The sequence below is a fragment of the Crenobacter sp. CS_VA4 genome (assembly GCF_055597485.1).
The window spans coordinates 1-25411 of the sequence record NZ_JBVMAE010000023.1; the positions used below are offsets into that span (position 1 = coordinate 1).

A 25411-nucleotide genomic window follows, 5' to 3' on the forward strand; every position below is an offset into this window, starting at 1 on the left:
TCGTTCTGTTAAAGAGCAGTTGCGGCTGACTGGCTTCGTTTCGCTGTGTCAGCAGCAGAGGAGGCGAACTATACCGAGCCGCCCTGCCTCCGTCAACACCTTTTCCGAAAAAACTTCACATTTCCGACCGTTTTGAAAATACCAACAGATAAGCCGCTGTTTTACAAATAACTATCCATTAAGGGTAATAAATCAGTCATACCCAGAGCGGCGTTACCCTGCCGGAACGCCCGCCTGCCCGGGCACCAACGACCCCGTCCACGCGCCAAGCGTGGCTTGGCCTAGCCTATTCTGTACTTGGAACCCTGCCCACCTTGGCCTGCTGCACGCCGTGATGAGGAAACCGCATGTTGATCAATTGCGCCGCCTATCAGGACGGAAAGAAGTTGGCGGACATTTCGCAGACGGACATCAGTGACTATGTGATCCGCCCCGACTGCTTCGTCTGGGTCGCGCTGAAGGACCCCGAGCCGAGCGAACTGGAGGAGATGCGCGAAGAATTCGGCTTGCACGAACTGGCGGTGGAAGACGCCAGGAGCGGCCACCAGTTGGCGAAGATCGAGGAATACGGCGACATGCTGTTCGTGGTGCTGCACCTGTTGGAGCTCGACGAGTCCGGCCAGGTGCGCATCGGCGAGGTGGACGTGTTCGTCGGCGCCAACTATGTACTGTCGATCCGCAGCCGCACCAATCTCGGTTTCCTGAACGTGCGCGCCCGCTGCGAACGCGAACCGCACCTGTTGAAGTTCGGTTCGGGTTTCGTGCTGTACGCGCTGATGGACGCGGTGGTCGACCGCTACTTCCCGGTGATCCGTGCACTGGAAGAGGAGCTGGAGCGGATCGAGGAGCGGATGTTCACCAAGGGCAGCTCGGCACGCGACAACATCGAGGCGTTGTACGAGTTGAAGCGCAAGCTGATGCTGGTCCAGCACAGTACCTCGCCGCTGGAGGAGGCGGTCGGCAAGCTGTTCGGCGGGCGGGTGCCGCAGGTGTGCGTCGGCATGCACGAGTACTACCGCGACATTTACGACCACCTCGAGCGGATCGTGAAACATGTGGAGGCGATCCGCGACATGCTGAACACCGCGATCCAGGTGAATCTGTCGCTGGTTTCGCTCGAAGATTCGGCGATCACCAAGAAGTTCGCCGCCTACGGCGCGCTGTTCGCGATGCCGACGCTGATCGCCGGCGTGTACGGGATGAACTTCAAGGACATGCCCGAGCTGCAGCTGGACTACGGCTACCCAGTGGCGGTGATCGTGATGGTCGCTCTGGATATCGCGCTGTGGTGGCGCTTCAAGCGCGTCGGCTGGATGTGACGCCACAAACAAAACAGGCCGGGCAATGCCCGGCCTGTTTCTCTATGTGCGCGATCAGACTCAACTACGGTAGTCGGCGTTGATCTTCACATAGTCGTAGGAGAAGTCGCAGGTCCAGACGGTGGCGCTGGCGGCGCCACGATTGAGTACCGCGCGCACGGTGATCTCGGCCTGGTTCATCACGCGCTGGCCGTCCTCTTCCTTATAGGCGGGGTTGCGGCCGCCATCGACGGCGACCAGCACGTCGTCGAGATACAGTTCGAGCCGGTCGACGTCCAGGTCGTTGACGCCGGCGTAGCCGATCGCGCACAGCAGCCGGCCGAGGTTCGGGTCGGAGGCGAAGAAGGCGGTCTTCACCAGCGGCGACTTGGCGATGGCGTAGGCGACCGCCTTGCATTCGGCGACCGAGCGGCCGCCGTCGACCTTGACGGTGATGAACTTGGTGGCGCCCTCGCCGTCGCGGATGATCGCCTGCGCGAGCTCGGTGGCGATGTCGATCAGCGCGGCCTTGAGCTGGGCATAGGCCGGCAGGTTGGCCGAATCGACCAGCGGCAGCGTGCTCTTGCCGGTGGAAATCAGGATGAAGCTGTCGTTGGTCGAGGTGTCGCCGTCGACGGTGATGCTGTTGAACGACGGATCGGCGACCTCCTTGACCAGCTGCTCGAGCAGCGGGCGGATGATCGCCGCGTCGGTGGCGACGAAGCCGAGCATGGTCGCCATGTTCGGGTGGATCATCCCCGAGCCCTTGGCGATGCCAGTCAGGGTGACCTTATGGCCGTCGATGTCGAGCACGCGGGTGGCGGCCTTCGGCAGCGTGTCGGTAGTCATGATCGCTTCGGCGGCTTCGGCCCAGTTGCTGGCACGGCGCTTGGGCAAGGCGGCGGCGATCTTGTCGACCGGCAGCGGCTCGAGGATCACGCCGGTGGAGAACGGCAGAACTTGGTTGGCCTCGCAACCGAGCTCGGCGGCGACGGCAGCACAGACGGCGCGGGCGCGTTCGCGGCCCTGTTCGCCGGTGCCTGCGTTGGCGTTGCCGGTGTTGATGACTAGCGCGCGGATCTGCGCGTTGTTGGCGAGATATTCCTTGCACAGCTGCACCGGCGCGGCGCAGAAGCGGTTCTGGGTAAACACGCCGGCGACGGTGTTGCCCTTGTCGAGGCGGATCACCAGCACGTCCTTGTGACCGGCGGTCTTGATGCCGGCTTCGGCGACGAACAGTTCGACCCCGCCGACCGGGGCCAGTTGTTCGGCGGATTTGACGCTGAGATTGACTGCCATTAGAGCTTCTCCTCGGGAGCTTGAAATTATCGCCATCGATTGTAGCGGGAATCGGCCGGCCAAGAACGGTCGATCTGCCGGTGAAAACCCCACTCTATATAGAGATGCAAAGGGCCGAGTCCGGAATCCGTTCAGCCGTCGACTGCGGCGAACAGCTCGAGCAGCGCCGCGCCGTAGCGCGCCAGCTTCAGCTCGCCGACACCGTGCACCTTGCCCAGCTCGGCGAGACTGCCCGGGCGCTTCTCGATCAGGTCGCGCAGCGTGCGGTCGGAGAACACCGCGTAGGCCGGCACGTTGTGCTCGTCGGCGCGTTCCTTGCGCCAGCGGCGCAGCGCCTGCCACAGCCGCTCCTCGCGCTCGGTGCGCAGCCAGCGGTCGGTGCTGGCGACGCGCGGTGCCTTGTCGTCCGCGAGCGGGCGCAGATAGACCTTCTGTTCGCCCTTGAGCACCGGCCGGCTGGTATCGGTCAGCACCAGCGACTGGCCGCGGGTCAGGTCGACGTCGAGCAGCTTCTGCGCGACCAGCTGGCGCACCATCGCGCGCCAGGCGCGCTCGCTGTGGTCCTTGCCGATGCCGAAGGTCGACAGCTTGGTATGACCGCACTGTTCGGCCAGGCTCGACTCCTTGCCGCGCAGCACGTCGATCACGTGGCTGGCGGCGAAACGCTGGCCGACCCGGTAGATGCACGACAGCAGCTTCTGCACCGGCAAGGTCGCGTCGAAGGTGATCGGCGGCGCCAGGCAGTTGTCACAGTGGCCGCAGGGTTTGATGGTCTCGCCGAAGTGCGACAGGATCTGCTGGCGGCGGCAGCTGGCGGTTTCGCAGAATGCCAGCATCGCGTCGAGCTTGCCGATCTCGACCTGCTTCTGCAGCTCGGCCATCTCGCCGGCGACGATCATCTGTTTCAGCAGCACCAGGTCGTTCAGGCCGTAGCACAGCCAGCTGCTGGCCGGCAGGCCGTCGCGGCCGGCGCGGCCCGATTCCTGGTAGAAGTTTTCCGGGCTCTTGGGCATGTCCAGGTGCGCGACGAAGCGCACGTCCGGCTTGTCGATTCCCATGCCGAATGCGACGGTGGCGCACATCACCACGCCGTCCTCGCGCAGGAACTGACGCTGGTTGGCGTCGCGCGCCTGGTGGCTCATGCCGGCATGGTAGGCGAGCGCGTTGATGCCGTTGTCGACCAGCCAGGCGGCGGTGTCTTCGACGCGCTTGCGCGACAGACAGTAGACGATGCCCGACGAGCCGGCGTGTTCGTTCTGGATATAGCCGAGCAGCTGCTTCTTGGCGTTGTGCTTCTCCACCACCTGATAGAACAGATTGGGGCGGTCGAAGCTGGTGATGAACTGCTGCGCGTCCTGCAATTTCAGGAAGTGCAGCATGTCCTCGCGGGTCTGCGCGTCGGCGGTGGCGGTCAGCGCAATGCGCGGCACGTTCGGCCAACGTTCGGCCAACAGGCCGAGCTGCTGGTATTCGGGGCGGAAGTCGTGGCCCCACTGGGACACGCAGTGCGCCTCGTCGATCGCGAACAGCGAGATCGGCACGTCGTCGAGAAAGTCGAGGAAGCGCGGCGTGAGCAGCCGCTCCGGCGCGACGTAGAGCAGGTCGAGCTCGCCCGTGCGGGCACGGCGGGCGATGTCGCGCGCGTCGTCCGGCGCGGTGGCGGAATTCAGGCACGCCGCGGCGACGCCCAGCTCGGTAAGCGTGGCGACCTGGTCCTGCATCAGCGCGATCAGCGGCGACACGACGATGGCGACGCCGTCGCGCAACAGCGCCGGAATCTGGAAGCACAGCGACTTGCCGCCGCCGGTCGGCATCAGCACCAGCGCGTGGCCGCCGCCGGCGACCCGGTCGACGATCTCGGCCTGACGGCCGCGAAACGCCGGGTAACCGAATACGGTATTGAGAAGAGTAAGCGCGTCCTGCATCGAAACCATTCCGCAAAGAGGCCGCCATTGTACGGCATGGGGCGGCGCTTGCCGTCCTGGCATGCGGCCGCTGGCGGCGGCGAGGCACCGAGGCTGGCCGAAACGGCCGGTGGGCGCGGCTTCAGCCGTCGGGCATGGCTGTGGTGAAACTGCCGAAGCCGGCGGCGGTTTGCGCCGCGTGCGCGCTGTGCGACACTGGGCGCGATTGATCAGGAGGTTTTCATGTTCCAGCGTTTCCTGGCCCTGGCCCTCGTCGCCGGCGTGCTCGCCGGCTGCGCCAGTGCCCCGTCCACCAAGACCCCGACCGCGACCCGCCCCGCCAAGGCGCCGGTCGACGCCAACGCCGACTGGCAGAACCTCGGCGTGTCGCCCAACGGCAACATCCTCAACGAGATCGACAAGCTGTCGATCAAGCGCGAGGGCCCGCTGGTAAGCTTCCGCGACAAGAAGACCATCTTCAACCCGAAGAAGGAAAACTTCCTGTCGACCCCGGTGCACAAGTACTCGATCAACCAGTGGCAGATCGACTGCCAGAGCCGTACCTTCCGCCTCGCCTCGATGGCGCTGTACGACGAATCGAACCGGCAGATCGCCAGCTTCACTTATAATGCCGACCAGATAAAACCGATGCCGGTGGTACAGAACTCGGCGAGCTACCAGCAGATGCAGTTCGTCTGTAACAACCAGGGCAGCTAAGCCGCGCCGGCTTGCCGGCCTCTTCGACAGCAAGGGGACCTTATGTACGCGATCCGTCGTGTGGTATTCAACCAAAAGGGCGGGGTCGGCAAGACCACCATCACCGTCAACCTCGCCGCGGTGGCCGCGCGTCAGGGCAAGCGCGTGCTGCTGCTCGACCTCGACCCGCAGGGCAACAGCAGCCACTACCTGTTAGGCAATGCCACGCCGGCCGTGCACGCCGTCGGGCTGTTCAACGAGATGCTGGCGATCAGCCTGTACGGCCAGCCGCCGCAGGCCTTCGTCACCGAGACGCCGTTTGCCGGCCTGCACCTGATCGCCTCGCACCCGGAGTTGGCCGAACTGATGGTCAAGCTCGAGTCGCGCTACAAGATGTTCAAGCTGCGCGAGGCGCTCGACACCTTGGCCGCCGACTACGACGAGATCTGGATCGACACCCCGCCGGCGCTGAACTTCTACACCCGCTCAGCGCTGATCGCCGCCAACCGCTGCCTGATCCCGTTCGACTGCGACGCGTTCTCGCGCCAGGCCTTGTACGGCCTGATCGACAGCGTCGACGAAATCCGCACCGACCACAACCCGGCACTGCAGGTGGAAGGCATCGTGGTCAACCAGTTCCAGCCGCGCGCCAGCCTGCCGGTGCGGCTGGTCGCCGAGCTGAAGGCCGACGGCCTGCCGGTGCTCGACGCGCCGCTGTCGAGCTCGGTGCGGATCCGCGAATCGCACGAGGCGGCCAGCCCCTTGCCGTGGTTCGACCCGCGCCACAAGCTGACGCTGGAGTTCGAGGCGCTGTATCGCCAGTTGGGCGCCGGCCACGCCTGACTAGGCAAGATCACGCCTAAACGACGGCGGCCTGTGGCCGCCGTTTTAGCTTACCGCCCCGATACTCACTCCCCATCTTCACCCAAACGACCGTCCGAGCCCGGCCGGCGCCGCCAGAACCGCGGCGACTGCTCGCGCCAGCCGCTGATCGCCACCGTATCACCCACCTCTAGCGTCAGCTCGCCCTGCCAGTCGCTACGCCATGCCACAGCGCCACTGTCGGCGACCCGCGCCAGCGTGTCCGGGTGCGGGTGGTGGTAACGGTTGCGGTAGCCGGCGCTGAGCAGCACGTGGCGCGGCGCCACCGTCGCCAGCCAGTCGGCACCCGACGAGTAACGACTGCCGTGGTGCGACGCGACCAGGACCGTGCTCTGCAACGCGGAGCCGTAGCGTTCGGCCAACGCCTGCTCCTGGCGCCCCGGCAGGTCGCCGGGCAGCAGCAGCGCCTGGCGCGCTGTGGCGATGCGCAGCACGCAGCTGGCGGCGTTGTCCTCAGCAATGACATCGCCTTCGCGCGGCGCCAGCACGTCGAAGCGCACACCGTCCCACGCCCAGCTCTGATTGGCCTGGCAGGCCTGCGCGGCCGGGTGCGCGTCGGGCAGGCTTTCCGGCTGGCCGGCGAGCAGGGTGTCGACCGGCATGGCGGCCAACAGGCTCGCGGCGCCGCCGTCGTGGTCGTTGTCGTGGTGCGACAGCAGCAGTACGTCGAGCCGTTTCACCCCCAAGCCAGTCAGCTGCGGCAGCACGATGCGGCCGGCATCTCCCGCTCCGGTGTCATAGAGCAGCGTATGGCTGCTGGTTTCGACCAGCATCGACAGGCCCTGGCCGACGTCGATCAGCGTCGCGCGCAGCTGGCCCGGCGCCGGTGGTGGCGGCCGATACAGCAGCAAGGGCAGCACCAGCAGCGCCCCGCCCAGCCGCCCGGGCACGCCGCGCGGCGCGATCAGCCACAAGGAGCCCACGAACGCCAGTACCGCCACCGGCCACGGCACCCCCGGCTGCGCCCAGAGCGGTGCGTACGGCAGCGACAGGTCGACCGCCCAGTAGAAACCGTCGGCGAGCCAACCGGCCAGCCGCAGCGGCCCGTCCCACGGGATGAACACCGCCACCAGCGCCAGCGGGGTGAGCAGCGACGATACATACGGGATCGCCAGCGCGTTGGCGAGCGGCGACACCAGCGGCACGCCGTTGAAGAACAGCGCCAGCGGCAGCAGCGACATCACCAGCGCCGCCCACTGGCCGCGAAACGCCTCCTGCCAGCGTCCGGCGCGACGGCGCCGGCCGACGCTGACCGCCATCAGCGCCGCGACCAGGCCGAACGACAACCACACCCCCGGCGCCAGCACCGCGAACGGGTCGGCCAGCAACACCAGCGCCAGCGCGCTCCACCAGATCCGGAACGGGCCGAGCGCGCGGCGCAGCAGCAGCATCGAGACCGCGGCGGCCAGCATATAGAAGGTGCGCTGGGTCGGCACCGACCAGCCGGCCAACAGCGCGTAGCCGAGCGCCGCCGCGAGCCCCGCCAGCGCGATCACCAGCCGCGGAGCAATCCGGCGCGGCGGCCGCAGCCGCAACACCAGCCGCAGCAGGCCGGCCACCAGGCTGGCGATGTGAAAAACATCAGTAATTGCTAGTCTGTACAAAGCAACTTGCTGATGGAGAATTTATGAAGCGCCCTTCTAGCACTCGGAAATGGCTGCCCCCACTGGGCAGCATGGATACAGAGCATCCGGTCCGTCAGGAACGCATGAGTCCGGTTAAAAATCTGGGGCACTTCCCCACCAGCAAGTCATCAGTAAGCCAGCCCTTCGAATCCCTCCTTGAACGGGACTTCATGACGCTTCAGGAGTTTGATCAACGCGTCAAAAGTTACGCAGCTCAGCCTATAACGATTCGCTGGGACACCTCAAATGGTACGGAGCGGCGCTACACACCAGACATAGTAGTTAGGTATCAACCGTGGCTTGTCATCCAAGATCCAACCTTGGTACCCACCCTCTTTGAGGTGAAGCCACGCAACCTCTTAAAGCTAGATTGGGCGGATCTCAAGCCGCGTTTCAAAGCTGCGATCGCCTGGACCCGAATGATGGGATATCGCTTCCGGATTGTGACCGAACAAGAAATCCAGACTCCATACCTCGAGAATGCTCGGTTCCTGTTGCGCTTCAGTTCTGCCATGCCATTAACAGCAGAGTCGCAGAATCACCAGAATATCCTAAAGGATGCGCTGTACCAATTACGCAAGACCACGCCTCGCGACATTTTGGCCAAGATTTCTTCCCATCCTGATGAACAAGCAGAACTTTTGCCTTGGATTTGGTTTTTGGTTAATCAATGTGCCATTGGTGTCGACCTGTCTCGTCCACTTACCATGAACTCGCCCATTTGGATCCCAGAGTCTGAAGGAGATAGGCGTTGAGTGTTGATAAAAGTAATACGGTACAGTTTCAGCCCCTAATTCATAGAGAAATCGGCCCAGGCTGCGTAGTGGAAGCTAAAGGTATCCGCCATGTTATTCGGCGCCTCATCAGCCTCGATTCGGTATTGGCGTTGAACTTGAATAGCCGACAAGAGGTCGTTCTAGCTTTGGAGGACATTGTTCCACTCTATCCCACGGATCAGGCACCGGACTTAGCAACGCTTTCGGAAGAATCATGGGATGAGGCCATTCGACGCTATGAAGCAGTCCACGAGCTCCTAACCACCAAAAATAAAACCACCGAGATCTCCCAAACGATTGCACTTAAACACGACACAACACTGTCTACCCTCTACCGATGGGCTAAACGATTCCGCGAGACCTGGACCGTTTCCGCACTAATCCGCCCCCCTCGTAGTGACTCAGGCATCCGCAAGCTTGATGAGCGCCAAGAACAGCTAATCGAGCATGTCATCGTGAAGCACTACTTGAAACGCGAGAACACGTCCATTCGCAAGTGTTACCGTGTTCTTAGGGGTATATGCCGGCGCCTAGATATCGAATGCCCACATCTCAATACGTTCCGTAATCGAGTCAATCAGTTTGCTCCCGAGGTTCGTGCTTATCGACGGCATGGTACCGAGGCCGCTCGCGCCTTTCAGCCCATCGAAGGAAACTTCCCTGAAGGGAAAACACCCTACGATGTAATCCAAATCGACCATACCTTGATTGATCTCATCTTGGTTGATGACATACATCGCATCGCAATCGGACGCCCATGGATCACACTAGCCATCGACACCTTCAGTCGCATGGTGGTTGGTTGGTATGTTTCCTTCAACACCCCAGGAACACTCGGCACAGGCATCTGCATAACCAATGCAGTTCTATCGAAAAAATCATTGCTGCATCAGTTAAATATATCTCATCCATGGCCCTGCATGGGGCGCCCCAGAGTCATCCATCTCGATAATGCTAAAGAATTCCATGGGAAGTCCCTTCTTCAGGCCTGCCAGGAACACTTGATAACGCTTCAATTTCGAAAATTGCGCAAGCCACAGTATGGCGCACACATTGAGAGACTGATGGGAACACTGGCACAAGAAATTCATGGACTGGAGGGAACAACCTTTTCAAACACGAAAGACAGGGGAGATTACGACTCCAGTGGCAAGGCAACCATGACTTTGTCCGAATTTGAGACATGGCTAGCCAACCTGATCCTTGGTGTATATCACCATGGAAAGCATGAAGGAATTGGCATGCCTCCCATCGTGAAGTTCAGAAAAGGAGTATTAGGCGATGAGACCCAACCCGGGATTGGCTACCTGCAGGTCATCTCTGATATGGAGAAATTTCGCCTCGACTTCCTCCCCCTACTGGAACGCACGGTCCAGCCTTACGGGATCCAAGCCGACAACATAAATTACTATTCGGATGTTTTACAATGCTGGATTGGCGCACGAGAGAATGGGGCAAAAAGCAGAAAGCGCAAGTTTCTTTTTCGGCGTGACCCACGTGATATCAGCACTATCTACTTCTTCGACCCCAAGCTAAAACGTTATTTTCCTATCCCCTATCGTAACCCTAGCAACCCGGCAATCACGCTTTGGGAACTGCAGGCAGTCGAAAAATACTTGGCTCGCCAGGGCAAGGCTGCGGAAGACGAAAACGTCATTTTTAGTGCCCTTGAAGAAATGCGCCGAATTGAGGATATCGCCTCAAATTTGACCCAACGTAAGAAAAAGGAGCAACAACGCCTTAAACGTTTAGGCGTCACACTGATACCAGCTGCGACAGCTCCAACGGTGCGCACGACCTCTACCAATCAGCCCGCCAGCCCCGCAGAACCACTCAATGCTCCCAGCCGTGCCTCGCTACCATCAACGGATGAGCTAGCTCCATTTGATGACGTGGAAGACTTATGAACGATAGGGCGGATATGAGCTTGGATAACGACGCACGGATTCGCGCACTCTACAATTTGAAATGGATTGGCTATACCCGTGCTATCAATATTCGGCAGCAGCTCGAATCGCTGCTAAACCACCCACAGACTCATCGAATGCCCAACTTAGCTATTATTGGTGATTCAAACAATGGCAAATCAACTCTATTAAACCACTTTTTTAAGAATCATCTACCAAGTTCTGATCCAAACTCGGAAAAGGCCTCGGTTCCCACACTATTAGTTCAAACGCCACCAGAGCCCAATGAAGGGCGCCTCTACCGAGCAATCCTCCAAGAACTAGCGGTAGATGGTCCTGCGCGTGAGCACCCCGACTCCATGCTTAGGCGGATAAAAATCCTGTTTCGCTCTTTAGAAACAAAGATGCTACTACTGGATGACTTTCACAACATCCTGGCCGGCAATATTTCTAAGCAACAGCGCGTTTTGAACGCCATTCGTTACCTAGGCAATGAGCTCAGAATTCCAATCGTAGTAGCTGGCACCATTGAAGCTCAGCGTGCGCTTAGCTCCGACCCCCAGTTAGCCAACCGCTTCGAGCCAGTCTATCTACATCGCTGGGAATTGAACGTCGAGTTTTTAAGATTATTGAAGACATTTGAGCCCTTACTCGGACTGAAAGAAGAATCACACCTTTGCGACAAAGATATACCTGACCGTCTACTCCTTGCAGGCGAAGGTCTAATTGGCGACATGCTTACGCTACTGCGACGCCTTGCAGAGCGCGCAATTCGTTCCGGCACTGAGCAAATTTTGGGAGATTGGCTCACAAGACCTGCTCTTGACGAGTTTGGTTGGGTCGCGCCATCTGACCGGAGACGCCGTGTTGGTTAATCACCTTTCTCATGACGTACTACTTGTCAGATTCAAACCATTACCTGATGAATTGTTGTCTTCATGGTTTGTTCGCCTTGCATGGGGAAATGGTCAGCACCTAACTAGGTTTAGGTTGCAGCAACTTGGGATGAAACGGAACCCGTGGCATCTTGACTTAGATCGCGGAGGTAGTGAGGAGCTCATAAGCTCTTTAGCTAAAAAAACCATAACTCCCATTGATAGGGTATTGGAGACGACCTTCCGTAGTTACGAAGGAGTGCTCTTTGAGAAGTGTCAACTGTTAGGAAGCTGGAAGTGGATTCTTCCAATCGGAAGCAGAGGGCAAACTTGGAAATTGCACGGGCAACAATATTGCGCACTCTGTTTGGCTGAAGATGCAATGCCCTATTTTCGCCGTCAATGGCGTCTATCATTTGTTGTTGCCTGCATAAAACATCGGACATATTTGAGAGATGCCTGCCCTCAATGTCATGGTCCCGTGACGTTTCATGAGGCCGACTTCACAGCGAGAATACTGCCTGAGACCCTCCCAACTGTAACTTGCCCACGCTGCGCAGGCGATTATCGGAAGAGAGATCGACATAGCCCCTTGCGTATAGCATCAGCGTCGCTACTCAGCTTTCAACAGTCCCTACAAGATGTCATGATTAATAATAAGCCGCTCCTGGGGAATACTCATCCAGCTTATCCTATCCTTTTTTTCAATGGCCTACATCCAATTCTTCGCACTCTTTCCTCCAATAGAGGGGGACATCGACTTCGTGACGCGATACTTAAATCTCTAAAAAGCACTAATTTCTCCCCAAAACATAGAAGCAGCTTAAAACCGCGATTTGAAGAGTTACGACACAATGACCGGTATCGTCTTCTAGAATTAGTTCACGAACTATTAAATAATTGGCCAGAACATTTCATCGAACATTGTCACACGGCCAACCTTCGCCTAATCGATCTTGCTGACGCTCATGAGAGCTACCCATATTGGTTTACACAAGCAGCGCACTCAATCACAACCCGTTGCAAACAAAAATAATATCAATAACATCTATTCAGGCAATAAGTTAACCATGAAAAGTGAAACTACATCTTCAGCAACAAGCAGAAGAAAAACAACTAAAAATCTACTTCGATTACTTGTTAAGAATTTAAAGAGGAAATGGACAACGAAAACTTCAGAGCTCTTAGACTGGGATCACCGGGATGCCGCTCGTAGATTCCATACAGAAACCGGATGCGCTCTAGAGTCTGCCATTCGTTACTTCCACAGAATAGAGGATCTTGAGGAATGGAAAGCCATCCTTGGCCGAGACCCAGCGACCAAGGATAGACCCTATATTGGAACATACACAATCAAGCTACCACATCCGACTATAAATGAGGGTGGCGCACTACAAACGTCACAGTCTAGCGGAGCGAGCGCCGAAGAACTTGCGCTGCGCCCTTATCTCTAATCGCATCGACAAACCAGAAAACACGCCTCTTGCCACGCGTTATTCCTACATAGGCCAATCTCATTGCCTCATCAGTCTGCGCTTGATCATAGTCATATCCTTTCTTAAAAAGGCCTGTTGCTGCATATACCCTATTTCTTAATTTATGCGTTTTATCATACCCGCAATCCTCTATCATGACAGCCACCTCGCCCTGCAGCCCCTTAGATCGATGATAAGTATAGAATACTATCCCTGGCACATCGCCAATTAACTCCTCAACCTTATCAATTACATCATTAGACCTACTCATGACTATCACTTTGTTTTTGTGTGGCTTTTCTAACCCACATGCAAATTTATACTGTTCCATGACCGTATCAGCAATTTTCTGCAATCGTTGATCCGAATAATCCTCACACTCATTTAGTATCACACCATGATCACCGTCATGGGTCTTACGCGTAATAACAGAATTTTTTTGGGTTTTGTTCTTCACTGGACCCAAAACTATCTCCCCATGAGTAACCACCTCGCCAATGGATCTAAAATTCTCCATCATTAAGCATTTTTCTGCCTTCTTAATTTCGGAATGAACAGGGAAATGGTCATCAAATTCTATAAAAAAGTCTGGAGCACTACCTCGCCATCCATAGATAGATTGCCAATCGTCACCTATCGCCATGATACTGACCAGCTTACCTTTCTCTTCTTTCTCAACGATCGAACGTTGACAGCTAATCAACCAATTGACAATTTGCGGCGATATATCTTGAAATTCATCTATAAGAAGATGTCGGAATGGTTCCAGAAGAGCAACGTCTGGCGCTTTAGCTTTTTCTCCGCATCCATTAGATAACAATAAAAAGGCACGATTGAATGTCATTATCTTCATGCCATCAAGATAGGCGTTAAAATACTTCCAATACCGAGTAATGGCATGGCAAAAGTAATACTCCAAGCATTTGCTACGAAAAGCATCTATTTTCTCAATTGCTTCTGAGACTTCCATTCCCATATTTTCGATAAATCCAGCCTGGGAAAACAGTGCTTCGAAGATTGATGAGGGGCTCACTTCACCATCTAAAAATACGTCAAAAACTGGAGCCTCCGGCAAAACTCCATTTACCATCTTATCTAGGTATTTTGACCGCCAATCAAGCCGACCAATAGCAGCCCTGCTATTGATATAAATACTCCTACCACCCATATATCTTTCTACGATGTTCTTCTTCATTTTCAAGCACTGATACACCCCAAATGCATCCCCGCCATCTTCATTAAAAACCTCTTCCTCTTTATTAAATAAACTATCCTCACCAGCAAAGCCGCCAATGAATATTGGCATCCCAGAATTTTTTACCCGGCCATTCGCAAAAAATACAACTCCATCAACTCGAAAAGCTTCTACTGGGCCCTCAATTATATCTTCTTTTGGCCAAAGCCCATTCTCCTTCAGCGCATCGTTAATTTTTTTAACTAATTGGAAATCTCTCTTCCCCGCACGGGTCATAGCAAACTGCTTATAATCTAATTCCGGGTTATTTTCCGCCAAATTACGAGCGCACTCCAGCTCTAGCATTGCCGTGACATGCTGGCGAAAAACTGGGTCTTTCCCAAAGAGATCAATATAAGCATCTTTTACGTGACTAAGCTGTTCTCCGTTCAGTTTAACTGAAGAAAATATATTCTCTACTTCTTCGTCATCATCCTCTTCATTATTTCCGCCTGCCACTAACACATTCTTCTTTTTCCGTCCTACGTTTTCAAAAAATACTGCCCCTGGAAAAACTCTTTTAGCCACACGATACAACGCTGAGTGAAATGTCCTAACTAATGCTTTGGCATCATTGTCTGACAACTTGATGCGCCAATGAGCCAATACCGAAATAAGAGAATGCCGTAACTCTTCACACGACGCAGTAGTAAACGATACGACTGTAATTTCCTCACGTGTAACGTTCAAATGAGCCAACATAAATGCAACTCGCAAAACCAACGTAGTTGATTTGCCAGACCCAGCTCCCGCAATCACGCATGTGGCTGGATTATCAGCAAAGATCATTTTCCATTGCGCATCTGTCGGTGGCTCAACGAGCTTATTCTCTACTGCTAATGCAACCTGATGGCGCATAGCAGCTTTCATTTCATCTGTAATTTCAAACCGCCCTGGCCCATATATAGACTGATCTATCCCTTTTGGAGCACCAGGTTTTCGACGATCCTCAATTACCCAAACATTTTTACCCTCTTCTAACCCTCTCTCAAATCCTGCTAGACTCCCTTTTATTTCACCTGCTGACTCACCTTTCTCATATCCATCGCTGTAACCGTCCTCCTTACCTTTCTTCTCCCCCTTCTTATTCCCGGCATCATAACCATTCTGATATCCACGACCCCAAACTTCCTCTAGATAACCCGGGATTAACTTTGCAATTAATGGTGGCACCTTTTCTACGAGTTGCTTGATTTTCTTATATGAATCAATAGTGCCCATTTCATACTCTTTACATTGAATGATTAATAGATGCCCAGCCGACTTATATCGGTTAAACAGGCTTGAAATATTGAAATCCGATGGCCTAACAAAGACTAGGCTCTATAGAAATGCCCCAAGACCACAGAGCGATTTGACTATTGAACATGAGGAGCGCTTATTGGCAGGCATTTCCCTCAAACTGACATCAAAAGCACTGATATAGATATCATGGCCCCTTCTCCATTCTCATGTAGCAATGTTCAATCATTTTTCTACAATTCCAAGCCGTTGACAATCATTCTGAGAGCATGAAAACGGCGGCTCCAAGACATATTCCACAAATGTCCTGTAGGCGTCCTCCGGGCGTCTCGTAGACCTCTCTTCAAAATTGCTTAAAAAAGAAATTAGAAAGTATTTAAGTTGATGTTGTTAATATACCGAAATTAATAAAGCTATGTTTACGTGCGTCATTGGTAGATCTGCCTGAAGTGGCAAGAAGCGTTGCCCCGTGAAAAATGGTGGAGAACAAAGCGTTACAGGTATGTGATGCCCACTAAGCAACAAGCCAAGATCAAGCAAAACCTTGAGCCAAAATCCGATGAAGCCCAGTGGAAGTAGTGGTGATGCTCTCATTGCTTTGCTCGCCAGCCACTGAGGGCAGCCCTACCACACGTGCGATGAACATCCCCGTCCCGACACTTGCTACTTAGTAAACTGGATTGCACCAGTGGCGCCAGGTCATTAAGCTTGAACCTGCACCCGGTCGGTAGGACATCACCGAGTCGCTGATACCAAAGCCGCAAACGACTGATCATTGACAGTGATCAACCAGAACGCGAAGAAAAATCGGATCGGTCCGGAGAAACGATGTATCTGAAGACATTGACGCTCAACAATTTCCGCTCGTTCGAGCAAATTGACATCCCCCTATGTAGCGATCTCACCATCTTCGTTGGAGAGAATAACGGCGGTAAGAGCAACGCGATCGACGCCATTCGGCTTTTGACAATGCCTCTGAGTGGTCGGCGCGAACTTTATTGCGAGACGACAGACATTCGATTTGGCAGCGTCAAGCGCCAGTTTGAACTTATCGCCCGCTTCGACGATCTGAGCCCCCGCAGCAAGGACGCTTAATCTCGGCAGCGACCGATCACGCGATCACGGGCTGCATCTTCGGGCTACGCTATGACGAAAGCAGCGGACGCTTTCCAGTGCGGCCGGTCTTATGGGGAGGCCAGCAGCAAGGCTCTCCTGAACCGGGCTGTCATGACATGGTTCGGCACGTCTACCTACCACCTCTCCGCGACGCTAAGCGCGCGCTAGCCTCAGGCAATCCAACCCGCATTTATGCACTCTTGAATCACTTCCTCGACGGCGAGGATCCGGAGACTCTAGCGCAGGCACTGAGACGCGATGACTCAACGGAAATCCTTGGAAAGGTTGGAGGCGCCGTTGAGGTCGGCCTCAGCGCACTCACCTCCGGCGTGCGCCGACAGGCCGCGTCACTGGGCTTTGCCAATGATGAGAAGCTGATTGATATCGCGCGTGACCTGCGATTCAAGCTCGCAGACCATGGCATAGAACCCGAGGATCTGCGCTACTCAGGGCATGGTTATGCCAACTTGCTATACATGGCGACGATCGCGGTCGAGCTGGAAAAGGTCAATGATGCCGATCTGACCATTTTTCTGGTCGAGGAGCCCGAGGCGCATCTCCATCCACAACTCCAGGCCGCCGTGCTCAACTTTCTCGAGGAACAGGCAGAGAAGTCACGGCAACCAAAGCCGGGCCATAAAGGGCCCGCAGGTCAGTTGCAGATCATCGTCGCTACCCATTCGCCCAACCTTTCGGCATGGGTAGAAAGCAAGAAACTGGTGTTCTTCCGGTCCTTCCTGCCGGAGGAGACCGCACCTGTCGAGCCCGCTGGGGCCATCAAGGTCGATGTGGCTGCAGCCGAGTCCCGACCGCGGCGTGAGACACGGTGTATTCCACTGGCTTCGCTCGCGCTCGATCCGATCGAGCGCCGAAAGATTGACCGCTATCTCGATGTCACCAAGTCCGCTTTCTTGTTCGGCGGGCGCGTGCTCTTGGCCGAGGGTATTGCGGAAGCGCTACTCCTGCCCGTCATAGCCAAGAAGCTCGTGCTCAAAGATGAGCCTGAGAAGCTGCGGCTATTCCGCTCTGCTGTCTTCGTACCGATCGATGGCGTTGACTTCGAGCCTTATGCGAAGCTACTCCTGACCCCTTTCAACGAGGTTCGCATTGCTGATCGCATGGTGGTGCTCACTGACGGCGATAGCGGCAACCTAGCCGAGGGAAAGGCCCTCCCAGGCGCGCAGCGCAAGACGAAACTGGAAACTATCGCAGCCAAAATCGGCGCAGCAGGACTACTCGAGGTGGTGATCAATCAATATTCGCTGGAGACCGAGCTTGTCCGCGCAGGTAACGAGGCCTTGCTGAAGACCGTCTATCTTCAACTTCACCCACATTCCGAAGCCAAATGGAACGCGGCCGTCGCCGAGATCGGCGACGCCCAAGCACGTGCGATACAGAAGCTGTTTGAGTCGACCCGCAAAGGTGACTTCGCCCAGCTTCTTGCTGACGCGATCAATGATGGCCAGCCATTCATCGTGCCCGCTTACCTCAAGCGCGCGATCGATGCACTAGTTGAATGAACGCCAAACTCTTCGCACCAACGAACGAGCAGGCCCGCATCATCGGCCATGTCGGTCCTGCTTTTGTCTCTGCCTGCCCCGGTGCTGGTAAGACTCGCGTGCTGGTGGAGCGGGCACGAAAACTCTTAGCCGATTGCTCGACGGGGCGCGGCATTGCCTTCCTATCTTTCACGCGAGCCGCCGTATCCGAGCTGGAAGCGCGGTTGCGCCGGGAAGGGGTGCTCGAAACGCCGGCCTTTCCCCACTTCATCGGAACATTTGATAGCTTCCTTTGGCAGTTCCTGATCGCACCATTCGGCGCGCCTGGCTGCACGACACGGCCCCGCCTGATTCAAGACAAGGGGGATCGCACTATCCAGCCTTATGCTGCGGCTCAAGCACTTCCACTTAAATGCTTCGATCGCACGACGGGTGACGCGATTCCTGCGGCACTCCAGCGACTAGGCTTTCAGGGCCGCGTTAACGCATACGAAACCATCGCACGCAACATCCGTACTCGCTTCTTGGAACAGGGCGAGCTGGACTTCGATGACGCCCGTGAGATTGCACTCGCCAGACTGTGTGACCCTGTCTCCTCGCCTGTATTGGCACGCGCGTTCGCAGCCCGCTTCCAGGAGCTGATCGTAGACGAGGCACAGGACTGCAATCCGACAGACCTTGAAATCATCAACTGGTTTCGCGCCGCCCATATTCCGGTGAAAGTAATCTGCGACCCTCACCAATCGATCTATGGCTTTCGCGGAGGCGTGACTGAACAGCTCTTCGCCTTCGGCCAGAGCTTCACACGAGATGAGCAATTGCCAATGACCGGCAATTTTCGGTCGAGCCGGCATATCACCAAGGCGATCGTGGCACTGCGTGCACCTGACCTGCGCACGATCACCGACGAGGCGCTTGGAGATTATCGTGACGAGCCAATTCCTGTTTATATCTTGGCCTACCCAGGCAACAGCGTACCCGCCAGCGTCGGGGTAAAGTTCCACGAGCTGACTGAAGCACTCAGACTTGATCCCCGCGAATGCCCGGTCGTGGCCGCGACGCGTCTCGGTAGTGCTAACGCACTAGGCCATCCCGCTGGCAACGGCATTAAGAATCTGAGCTACCGGCTGGCGGTCGCGATTAGTAACTATCATTTTTCGTTCGAGCTCGCAGGCAGGAAGGAAGCGCTCGAAGCGGTCCACAAAATCATGCTTGAGCTCGAAGGCCACATTGACGACAAGACATATCATCAGCATATCTTGGACGCAGACATCGAGCCGAACTCATGGCGGCCGCAGGCGCTCGGTTTGGTCGACGCGCTTCGCTACGACCCCATGCGTTTCGCAACGGCCGACGCTTGGCTTGACCATGCGCGCAGCCTGCTCGCCCCGTTCCTACCAGGCGACGGCCGTTCTATTAATCAGCTGCTCCGCCGCAACGCTGACCTGGCGAAGGCACTCTCCTTCGCCCCGCCAAGCGGGCATTGCGCCCGCACCATTCATAGCGTGAAGGGCAAGGAATTTCCGGCGGTATGCGTGGTGATGTCGTCACGCACGGCGAAGGGAATCCTCGACTATCTGAGCACCGGCAGCCCCGCCGACAACAGCGAGGAGGCGCGCAAGATCTATGTCGGAGCCTCGCGCGCCCAGCGGCTGCTAGTGATCGCCGCTCCCAAGTCGCAGTCAGGACGCTTGGCGAGCCTCTTACGGGCATCGGGTGCGTCTGTATCATCGGTCGCACTGTAACAGCCGTGATGAACAGCAGGGCCAATGATATTGCCATTCCGGTTCGGCCAGCCTTTGGTAACTTTCCAGCTAGCACTGGCTTTCTTTTACTCCGTCACGTACACCTGACTCGCGCGCCCACATCTAGGCATCAAGGATGCGTTCCGGCGGGGTGACAATCCGGCACCTCTTCCCCCTCAACAATCTCCTCTTGAACTCTTACCCCTTCGCCATAATCTAGAAAAATTATGGGGGGTAAAAAATGACACCACACGAATATGCAATTATCGGCCATAAGCGCTCAGCAATAGGACGCTGGCTCGGTGCTGCGGCCGTTATCCTCGCCCCCCTGGTTACGCACGGCATTTCTTTGCTAAGTCAAACTCCCTACCTGACAACATCGATCCAGGGCGCACTTGCCACCTTTACCCTGTCAACAGGGCTCGCCTACCTTGTACTTTATTGGGGCTTCAACAGCTACGGTTGGCGCCTACTGGATCGAGTGCTCCACATTCCAAACCTCAGTGGCCGCTGGAAAATCCAAGGTGCCACATTAAACGAGGATGGTTCCACGCGCTTCGATTGGCAAGGAGAGTTGATAATTTCTCAAAAATGGGACCGCATAGCTGTCGAGCTTAAAACTGCTCAATCGGGTTCCTCCAGTGAAACAGCCTCCCTTCTGCTAACACATGATGGCGGAAGTAAACTTTCCTATAGCTATCAAAATCATCCGCGAGCAGGTCAGGTAGAGCTACAAAAGCACCAAGGTTTTTGTGAGCTAATCTTTGATGCCTCACGCGAAAGTGCAGAGGGTCATTATTTCAATTCAATGGGCCGCTATACGTTTGGCCATATGGTACTGACTAAAATTGCTCAGGGGGCAAAATGAACTATTCAGAAAAAATTCAGCGCCTGCGTGATCGTCGCCAGGGCCTCTATACAAAAAGTGGTGCATTCGATTCAATAACTGCATCCACTACACTTCGTAAATCAGAGAGATTTACTTCAATCCAGCAACCGGAAGCGGTTAAATATGCACTCGGCGCGATGCAACGTGTCGATGACGAGTACACTCAGAACACCTATGCAGAAGGAAACCGAGTTCGGGACCGCCTTTCAGAAGGTTTAATCGCGGCCAATATTCCTGCCATCTTTGAGTATCAAGGCTCAGTGCCACTTGATGTGCATGTTCGTGGCAATAGTGATATTGACCTCCTTGTACTACACGATGGATTTATAACCGTTGATGCTGAGGCAAGCAGACAATACTCCTATTCTGACTACAAGGGAAAGTCTGCAACGGAAGAACTTCAAGATTTACGAAAGGAATCCATCAACATTTTGGAGCGCCGCTACTATGCCGCCAAAGTTGATTCATCCGGAAGTAAATCAATTACCCTTTCAGGTGGCTCTCTTTCACGAATGGTTGATGTTGTTCCATCACATTGGCACGATACCGTGGCCTGGAAACAAACCAATGACAAACGCTATCGTGAAATTTATGTTCTAGATAGCCATGCAGGAACGCGGTTGAACAACCGGCCGTTCATGCACATTGAAACAATTAAAGACAAGTGCATCATAACGGGAGGGGCATTACGTAAAGTTATTCGTTTACTTAAAAATTTGCGCTATGACTCGGCAAACGATATCAACCTCTCTAGTTATGATATTGCAGCAATTTCTTGGCACATGACAAGGGAAGAGCTTACTATACCCTATTTGGTCGATCTATTATTGGTAGACCGAGCACGTCTTCACCTAAAGTACATTATTGAGAACGACAAATATCGCAACTCTCTTAGAGTGCCGGATGGATCTCGTTTGATTTATGATAAGAAAGAAAAATTAACTGCGACCATCCAGCTTTTTAAAGAAGTTGATCAATTAGCGCAGGACATATATCGAGAGCTTAATCCTCTATGGAGTTGGAATCATCAACCATACTCTCAGGTCTTGGCTAAAGCGATTCTTCTTTAGATAGTCTCACTCACACCTTTAAAAGCAATTAATGCCTTTCCGGTGTTAATTGCTTTTTTTGGAACCACGTCAGTGACGTCAAATAAATTATGAAAAACATCCAAATCAACCGTTAAAACGAGAATAAATACTCAACTTGAGATCTAGTTTATTCTAGAATTGCAATCACTCAGTGCCACTGAACCTAAAACAAGCTTACAAGACAAATCAGCGAACTCAGCTGTCCCTTGTTGTTTGACCAGCCACTGCAGATGGTCGTGCACGAAAAGCCCCTTCCATGAAACGTTTTGCTGCTCCACTTGAGCCTTCAACACCACGGTGTGGTCGGCGCCTCCAATGTAGTCCGTGTGCTTCACAGAATGCGAACAGGTTAAGTTTTCCTATTACTGCGCAGTGAAGCAGCGCATTTTTAATCAATTCTGGGCTCATCTCAGTTTCATCATCGGCCCACAATATAAGAGCAGACGATTCACCACTTTTACGCTGTTGTGGATCAAGAATATACCGAACCCTACCCTCTAAATTGAGTTCGACTACAACTACCAATCGTCGCTTCTTAGTCTTTCTGTCAATCCAACACCACGGTCTTTCCCTTCCATCGACAACAACGGGAAAAACGCCAATCTGCTCCTCTTCTACCTTTACCACCTGATTAAAAACATTAATAAACCTTGAAGAAACATCCTTTCCATCTGCCGCATGAAACATTCGTATCATTCGGATAAGAGTCGGCTCGATTACCTTATCTACTCCCTTTTCCTTAAAACTCTCATCAAATAAATGGGGATCCACTTCGTCAGGATCGACATCACTTACATCATTAATAGCCGCCATCTCTTCGAGGCTAGCTATAACCGCTTCCTGAATTAAAACCCCAGAACTAACCCCATCAACAGTGGAAAGTGTGCTACCACTAGCATCGACAGCCACACATATTGGCCTTCCCGATACCATTTTTTGATCAATTTTCTTGGCTTTTATTAATTTTACTTCTGACAGACCTGGAAATCGACCATCCAAAGCCTTTTCTCCCATGACTTTAGGAGGCAACCACTTTGACATCGGTTGCTTACTAAGGGAGACAGAATCACTCCCTCCAATAGCTCCCTCGCATATGCGAGGCCTAGGAGGCCAAGTCACCTCCGGCGCATCAGGAGAAGGGGTGTTTTCTCCCTTCTCTCCACTGTTTTCTCGAGTGTAGGTTATTTCATCAAAAGCGGGCGACCAATCGCAAGATAGAATACGGGTAATAACTCGCACAGCGGATGATGTTTCGGTATATACAACAGAAAGGTTTGACTCTCCTCGAATAGGAGGCAACGCTCGCAACAAACGACCCACCCCTTGAATACTCCATCGAGTTATTTCATTTCTAATTCTAGAGGCTTGCAATAATGCATAGGGCTCAGAAGCAAACCTAGCCAAGTGACGCACGTCCGCATCCAACATCGCCTTTCTAAGATAAACAAAAGCCTGTTTACCCTTAAAAACGGTTCTATTTTTGCACCACATTAAGTGATGATAGTCCAAAAAATCTCCGCGCACTGTCGCCTCTGCCAAACGGCTAGATACCGCATAGAAAAATCTAAATATTTCATAGCAAGGCACGACATACTTAAACCCTGCTTTTTGATCTTCAAACAATACTAGAAACCCAGCCATACCTGGATAGACCCCAGGCAACAACAAGTCACCTGGCCCTTTATTTTCATGAGCGCGCAGTTCTTCAATACTTTCAACTAGCCGGCTTCCTTCATAAGGAACATATGGCCGATCGCTCTCATCATGTTGAAAGCGGTGAATAACGCTCATGAACCTCTCATCGAAATTCACTCTGATGATCGTGTGTATCTCGTTACCTAATAGGTCATTGCCATTGCGCTGTACACGCCCATCCTTCAAGACAGCATTGATATAGATATGCGGAGTTTCTGCGATAGGGAGAATGACAGAAGCAGGCTTATTTAAGACTGGCCTGTAATCCCAAGTACCTTCAAGTCCAGGACCTGGGATTTTATCGAGGAGGGTATGAATGTAATTGGTTTTTGGATGAGGGGAGTCGCTTACGAGACTACCAAACCAACGAACACGCCAGTATCCGCTGAAGTCCAGGTGATCGTGCTTGATGTTTTCCAAGTCCACATCCCCACATACATATGTCTCATCCTCATTTTTCTATACCCATATGCGAATAGCAATGTTCATCACAGGCGAACAGCGTCACGTGCAAACCGGAGATGCTCACCAGGTGCGTCAGGCCGAGCAGCCGGAACGCCTGCCAGTCGGTGGCGGCGATCCGCCCCTGCGCGCCGACGGTCAGCGCGCCGAGCAGCGCCGCCGCGCGCGGCTCGGCGACCGCCGCATCGATGCGGGCGAGCAAGGCGGCGCGCAAGCGGTCGAGTGTGGCGCGGGCGTCGTTGACTTCGCCGTCGGCCAGCCGCCCCTTGCGCACCGAGCCGGTCGCGCCGATGCCCTCCGACCAATACCACGCCTCGGCGTCGAAACCGTAGCGGTTGGCCGGGCCGGTCGGCCGCTTCGGCGCCAGGGTCAAGCGCCAGCGACTGCCGGGCGGCCAGTCTTCGTTGCGGTAGTCGGTCAGCAACAGTTGGCTCGGCAGCGTCGCGCCCGGGGTCAGCACCCGCTCGACCTCGACGCGCAGCCGGGTGCCGAATTCGCCCGGGTCGGGCAGGTCGCGCACCACCGCGACCAGGCTCATCGGCTTGCCCTCCCAGGCGGGCGACAATTGTTCGGCCAAGCTGTGTTCGGCGCGCCAGCTGCTCCAGGCCACGCCGATCAGCAACAGCAACGCGACGCCGAACACCCGCCGCCAACCCGGCAGCAGCCGGCCGGCCAGCCACAGGCCGGCGGCGCCGGCGAGCACGGGTCGCCAGTCGGGCAGCTCGGCGAGGAAAAACGGCAGCGCGAGTCCGGCGACCAGCGCCGGCAGGGCAAAGGGAATACGCATCGCTCCGTTTTATGCCAAATGCAGGCAAGGCGTCGAGCGCGCCGGCGGTTGTCGCGTCGGCCGTCCTGCCGTATCGTCGCGGCAACGCAACCGGAACCGCCTGATGACCACAGCTATCTACTGCGCCGAACCGGCGCGCCGCCACACCGCCCAACAGTTGGCCGAACGCTTCGCGCTGCCGCTGGTAACCCGTCGCCCGACCGAGGGCTACTGGCTGGAACTGGGTCCGGAGCGGCTGGAGCTGGTCACCACCGGCCAGCACGGCGCGGTATTCGCCGAGTTCGTCGCCGGCGCCGCCCGCCATCGTCGCGAGCAGGGCGGCGGACGCGGCCAGCCGGTGGCGAAGGCGATCGGCCTGAAGGGCAGCGAGGCGCTGCCGCGGGTGGTCGACGCCACCGCCGGCCTCGGGCGCGACGCCTTCGTGCTGGCCACGCTCGGCTGCAGCGTGACCCTGGTCGAACGCTCGCCGGTGGCGGCGGCGCTGGTCGCCGACGCGCTCGACCGCGCCAGCGGCCACCCGGACACGATGGCCATCGCCGCGCGGATGACCCTGGTGCATGCCGACGCGATCAATTGGTTATCGAACCTGACCGAAGCCGAGCGCCCGGACGTGGTGTTCGTCGACCCGATGTTCCCGGACACCGGCAAGAGCGCCGCGGCGAAGAAGGACATGACCGCGTTCCAGTCGGTGATCGGCGACGACCTCGACAGCAGCGCGCTGCTCGTGGCGGCGATCACCACGGCCAAGACCCGCGTGGTGGTGAAACGGCCGCGCCTCGGCGCGCCGATCGAAGGCGTAAAACCGAGCGGCGAGCAGATCGGCAAGAGCACCCGTTTCGACATCTACAGCGTCAAGGCGCTGCGCGGCAATCAGGGGTAATAAACCGTTACATTTCTTGACGGCATTTTTACCC

Annotated in this window: 19 protein-coding genes; 13 read left to right on the plus strand and 6 right to left on the minus strand. The window is 55.5% G+C overall.

What is annotated here, in order from left to right; all coding sequences use genetic code 11:
- Positions 1–347: 347 nt before the first annotated feature.
- A complete protein-coding gene (gene corA / locus ACZ2IA_RS17615; protein WP_470293897.1) occupies positions 348–1319 on the plus strand; it encodes a magnesium/cobalt transporter CorA in 972 nt (323 codons plus the stop codon).
- Between the two features lie 60 nt (positions 1320–1379).
- Here corA and argJ read toward each other — a convergent pair whose 3' ends face one another.
- Positions 1380–2597, minus strand: coding sequence for a bifunctional glutamate N-acetyltransferase/amino-acid acetyltransferase ArgJ (argJ, locus tag ACZ2IA_RS17620; protein ID WP_470293898.1), 1218 nt, complete (start codon positions 2595–2597; stop codon positions 1380–1382).
- A 131-nt stretch (positions 2598–2728) separates the two neighbouring features.
- Positions 2729–4522, minus strand: coding sequence for a DNA helicase RecQ (recQ, locus tag ACZ2IA_RS17625; RefSeq protein ID WP_470293899.1), 1794 nt, complete (start codon positions 4520–4522; stop codon positions 2729–2731).
- Between the two features lie 222 nt (positions 4523–4744).
- On the opposite strand from recQ, the gene ACZ2IA_RS17630 reads away from it, so the two are divergent.
- Both ACZ2IA_RS17630 and ACZ2IA_RS17635 read left to right on the plus strand, forming a co-directional pair.
- Positions 4745–5218: a surface-adhesin E family protein gene (locus tag ACZ2IA_RS17630; protein WP_470293900.1), complete on the plus strand. Its 474-nt coding sequence runs from the start codon at positions 4745–4747 to the stop codon at positions 5216–5218.
- Between the two features lie 42 nt (positions 5219–5260).
- On the plus strand, positions 5261–6040 hold the full coding sequence (locus ACZ2IA_RS17635) for a ParA family protein (protein WP_470293901.1): 780 nt from the start codon (positions 5261–5263) through the stop codon (positions 6038–6040).
- A 65-nt stretch (positions 6041–6105) separates the two neighbouring features.
- Here ACZ2IA_RS17635 and ACZ2IA_RS17640 read toward each other — a convergent pair whose 3' ends face one another.
- Positions 6106–7683 (minus strand): DNA internalization-related competence protein ComEC/Rec2, encoded by a 1578-nt coding sequence (locus tag ACZ2IA_RS17640; RefSeq protein WP_470293902.1) that lies wholly within the window; start codon positions 7681–7683, stop codon positions 6106–6108.
- Between the two features lie 23 nt (positions 7684–7706).
- Here ACZ2IA_RS17640 and ACZ2IA_RS17645 point away from each other — a divergent pair, with 23 nt between their 5' ends.
- The 4 genes from ACZ2IA_RS17645 to ACZ2IA_RS17660 are packed head-to-tail and all read left to right on the plus strand — an operon-like array spanning position 7707 to position 12298.
- Complete coding sequence (locus tag ACZ2IA_RS17645; protein ID WP_470293903.1) at positions 7707–8459, plus strand: TnsA endonuclease N-terminal domain-containing protein; 753 nt, start codon at positions 7707–7709, stop codon at positions 8457–8459.
- The gene (locus ACZ2IA_RS17650; RefSeq protein WP_470293904.1) at positions 8456–10387 is read left to right on the plus strand and encodes a TnsB C-terminal domain-containing protein; all 1932 of its coding nucleotides are present in this window, start codon (positions 8456–8458) and stop codon (positions 10385–10387) included. The genes ACZ2IA_RS17645 and ACZ2IA_RS17650 overlap by 4 nt, the downstream gene beginning before the upstream one ends.
- A 20-nt stretch (positions 10388–10407) precedes the next feature.
- On the plus strand, positions 10408–11262 hold the full coding sequence (locus ACZ2IA_RS17655) for a TniB family NTP-binding protein (protein ID WP_470293905.1): 855 nt from the start codon (positions 10408–10410) through the stop codon (positions 11260–11262).
- The gene (locus tag ACZ2IA_RS17660) at positions 11252–12298 is read left to right on the plus strand and encodes a TniQ family protein (protein WP_470293906.1); all 1047 of its coding nucleotides are present in this window, start codon (positions 11252–11254) and stop codon (positions 12296–12298) included. Before ACZ2IA_RS17655 ends, ACZ2IA_RS17660 begins: the two co-directional genes overlap by 11 nt.
- Positions 12299–12669: 371 nt before the next feature.
- On the opposite strand, the gene ACZ2IA_RS17665 is transcribed toward ACZ2IA_RS17660, so the two are convergent.
- Entirely contained in the window at positions 12670–15192 is a 2523-nt protein-coding gene (locus tag ACZ2IA_RS17665) for a UvrD-helicase domain-containing protein (RefSeq protein WP_470293907.1), read from the minus strand.
- 849 nt (positions 15193–16041) lie between these two features.
- Between ACZ2IA_RS17665 and ACZ2IA_RS17670 the strand changes: the two genes are divergently transcribed.
- From ACZ2IA_RS17670 to ACZ2IA_RS17690, 5 genes are all read left to right on the plus strand, one after another.
- The gene (locus ACZ2IA_RS17670; protein WP_470293908.1) at positions 16042–16308 is read left to right on the plus strand and encodes an AAA family ATPase; all 267 of its coding nucleotides are present in this window, start codon (positions 16042–16044) and stop codon (positions 16306–16308) included.
- Positions 16309–16529: 221 nt separating this feature from the next.
- On the plus strand, positions 16530–17849 hold the full coding sequence (locus ACZ2IA_RS17675; protein ID WP_470293909.1) for an ATP-dependent nuclease: 1320 nt from the start codon (positions 16530–16532) through the stop codon (positions 17847–17849).
- Positions 17846–19573, plus strand: a complete 1728-nt coding sequence (locus tag ACZ2IA_RS17680) for a UvrD-helicase domain-containing protein (protein WP_470293910.1) — start codon at positions 17846–17848, stop codon at positions 19571–19573. The genes ACZ2IA_RS17675 and ACZ2IA_RS17680 overlap by 4 nt, the downstream gene beginning before the upstream one ends.
- Positions 19574–19814: 241 nt before the next feature.
- Complete coding sequence (locus ACZ2IA_RS17685; RefSeq protein ID WP_470293911.1) at positions 19815–20441, plus strand: Cap15 family cyclic dinucleotide receptor domain-containing protein; 627 nt, start codon at positions 19815–19817, stop codon at positions 20439–20441.
- Positions 20438–21532, plus strand: a complete 1095-nt coding sequence (locus ACZ2IA_RS17690) for a nucleotidyltransferase family protein (protein ID WP_470293912.1) — start codon at positions 20438–20440, stop codon at positions 21530–21532. The genes ACZ2IA_RS17685 and ACZ2IA_RS17690 overlap by 4 nt, the downstream gene beginning before the upstream one ends.
- A gap of 216 nt (positions 21533–21748) precedes the next feature.
- Here ACZ2IA_RS17690 and ACZ2IA_RS17695 read toward each other — a convergent pair whose 3' ends face one another.
- Together ACZ2IA_RS17695 and ACZ2IA_RS17700 are read right to left on the minus strand one after the other, a co-directional pair.
- Entirely contained in the window at positions 21749–23668 is a 1920-nt protein-coding gene (locus ACZ2IA_RS17695) for a hypothetical protein (protein WP_470293913.1), read from the minus strand.
- Between the two features lie 31 nt (positions 23669–23699).
- Positions 23700–24497, minus strand: coding sequence for a ComEC/Rec2 family competence protein (locus ACZ2IA_RS17700; RefSeq protein WP_470293914.1), 798 nt, complete (start codon positions 24495–24497; stop codon positions 23700–23702).
- Positions 24498–24600: 103 nt separating this feature from the next.
- Here ACZ2IA_RS17700 and ACZ2IA_RS17705 point away from each other — a divergent pair, with 103 nt between their 5' ends.
- A complete protein-coding gene (locus tag ACZ2IA_RS17705; RefSeq protein WP_470293915.1) occupies positions 24601–25377 on the plus strand; it encodes a class I SAM-dependent methyltransferase in 777 nt (258 codons plus the stop codon).
- Positions 25378–25411: the final 34 nt, after the last annotated feature.